Annotated in this window: 3 protein-coding genes; 2 read left to right on the forward strand and 1 reads right to left on the reverse strand. The window is 54.7% G+C overall.

Going from position 1 to position 2587, the window contains the following annotated elements; all coding sequences use genetic code 11:
• On the forward strand, nt 1–220 hold a 220-nt coding region (locus Q7O77_RS16835; RefSeq protein WP_304169904.1), incomplete at its 5' end, for a FeoC-like transcriptional regulator.
• 274 nt (nt 221–494) lie between these two features.
• Nucleotides 495–1763 carry a peptidase T gene (gene pepT, locus Q7O77_RS16840; protein ID WP_304169905.1) on the forward strand — a complete coding sequence of 423 codons (1269 nt, stop codon included), beginning with the start codon at nt 495–497 and terminating at the stop codon, nt 1761–1763.
• 106 nt (nt 1764–1869) lie between these two features.
• On the opposite strand, the gene Q7O77_RS16845 is transcribed toward pepT, so the two are convergent.
• The coding region (locus Q7O77_RS16845; RefSeq protein ID WP_304169907.1) for a cupin domain-containing protein at nt 1870–2587 on the reverse strand (718 nt) is incomplete at its 5' end.

Here is a 2587-nt window from a genome sequence, read left to right on the forward strand (position 1 = left end):
TCGCGCAAAACATAAAGTCTCTGTACATGACATCAGCGCCGCTTTCCATGTCGAACCCAGCGTGATTGACGGCATGATGGCGATTTGGGTTCGAAAAGGACGGGTTCGCTTCCACGAAGCGGCGGTAAGCAGTAAATGCGGTAGCTGCTGCTCGTGCGATAAAAGTCTTAGCCAGTATTACGAGTGGCTTGAGACACCCTCCGAGATCGCAACTCGCTGATTGTTCCTCGCTCATCTCCCGCTAGATCTGTATCGGGTTTAGCGGGATTTTTTGTTGCCTTTTCGTTATGCGCTTGTGTTGTGGGTGTTGCCCCTCGCGGCGCTTTTGCTACATGTATTCTCACCTGCGTCTCCTTTTCCGGCGTGCTGCGGCTTCTGCGGCGATTTATAGGCTATCGTTATGTAGCGAAACTAATAAAAACTGATGTTACGCAATATCTATCCGGAGAGCCCTATTCATAATGCAACCTGCGGTCCATCCAAGGGAGTTAAAGATGGAAAAATTACTCGATCGTTTTTTGAACTACGTATCCTTTGATACCCAATCCAAATCTGGTGTACGGCAGGTGCCGAGTACCGATGGGCAATGGAAGCTGGCACAGGTTTTACAGCAAGAGCTGATGGCCTTGGGATTGGAGCAGGTAACGGTCGGAAATCATGGCTGTGTTACTGCGACGTTGCCGAGCAATGTTGCCTGGTCTGTGCCCACCATCGGTTTTATCGCGCATATGGACACTTCCCCGGATTACACCGCCAAACATGTTAATCCGCAGATTGTTGAAAACTACCGCGGCGGCGACATAGCGCTAGGCGTGGGCGAGGAAGTGCTGTCGCCAGTGATGTTCCCTGTGCTGCATCAACTGCTGGGCCATACGCTGATTACCACCGACGGCAAGACGTTGCTGGGCGCTGACGACAAGGCGGGCATCGCCGAGATCATTACCGCGATAGCGCGTCTGAAAAAGCGACAGATCCCTCATGGCGATATCCGTATCGCCTTCACGCCGGACGAAGAAGTGGGCAAAGGCGCTCAGTACTTCGATGTGGAGGGCTTTGGGGCTGAGTGGGCATACACCGTCGATGGCGGTGGCATCGGCGAGCTGGAGTTCGAAAACTTCAACGCGGCTTCCGCGACGGTGAAGATCGTGGGTAACAACGTGCATCCCGGCAGTGCCAAAGGGGTAATGGTCAACGCGCTGACGCTGGCGACTCATTTCCACCAGTTAGTTCCGGCCGACGAGTCTCCTGAAAATACCGAAGGCTATCAAGGCTTTTATCACCTTCACGGCATCAAAGGCACGGTCGAACGGGCGGAGATGAAGTACATCATTCGCGACTTCGAACGCAGTGGATTCGAACAACGCAAAAAGACCATGATGGATATCGCCGAAAAGGTCGGCAAGGGACTTCATCCTGAGTGCTACATCGAACTGAGCATGAGCGACAGCTACTACAACATGCGCGAGCAGGTTGAACAGCATCCGCATGTCATCGCGCTAGCGCAGCAGGCCATGCGCAAGTGTGGGATCGAACCGGTCATGAAGCCGATTCGTGGCGGTACGGATGGCGCTCAGCTGTCGTTTCGTGGATTACCGTGTCCCAATTTGTTCACCGGCGGTTACAACTACCACGGCAAACATGAGTTCGTGACGGTAGAAGGCATGGAAAGCGCCGTGTCCGTCATCATGAATATCGCCGAACTGACCGCGCAAAACACGCGTGAATCGTCCCAGACGAAGCACAGCCATGCAGTGAAGCTCTGAGTGCGGTTCTTTCGACGTTATGATTGGTAGGGTAAGAGACTAAAGGGAAGAGGTAACGCATCCCGATCCCGAGATTGGGATGCGTTACTAAACGGGGGCTCGGCGGTTAATCCGCGAAGTACCAGTAGCCGTTATTGATCAATGCGGTCAGTTCGGCAAGGAAGGAGGGATCGTCCAATGCGTCCTTAAGCATTTCGCCGTCGATGACGTAGTGTTCCGCCAGCGCTGACAGCGCCTCCTGATGCGCACTTTTTAACGGTTCGCCATTGATGAAACACTGGCCTTCCAGCCAGATCACTCGCAACCCGCCGAGTCGGCGCAATGTTTCGCCTTGTTGCATCAGCTCGTAGATTTCTCCCGATTGATAAGGCGGCTCCGGCGGCGACACGTCCAATTCGTGGCGCGACTGGGAAATAAACTCGCCGAACCACTGTCTGAACGATTCCGGCTGCTGAACCAGATCCAACATCATCTGTTGCAGACGGTCCAACTCTTCCGGTTGCACGGTAGCCGGATGTTCGCGCGGCGTGATATCCGGATCGCTGTAGCGATGACTGCCCAATTCACGCGCCAATACATGATCTGCAAAGCCGCTGACCAACTCGCGCGCGCTCGGCGCCCGGAACCCCACAGAGTAGTTCATCGAATTTTCGAGCGCATAGCCTTCGTGCGGGAAGGCCGGCGGAATATACAGGATGTCGCCCGGCAGCAGCTCTTCGTCAATGATGGCCTCGAACGGATCGACCTGCAGCAGGTCGGGATGCGGACAATGTTGCTTCATCGGCACTTTTTCGCAGACACGCCAACGGCGTCGACCCGTACCC

Source organism: Lonsdalea britannica (assembly GCF_946477055.1).
GTDB lineage: Bacteria > Pseudomonadota > Gammaproteobacteria > Enterobacterales > Enterobacteriaceae > Lonsdalea > Lonsdalea britannica_A.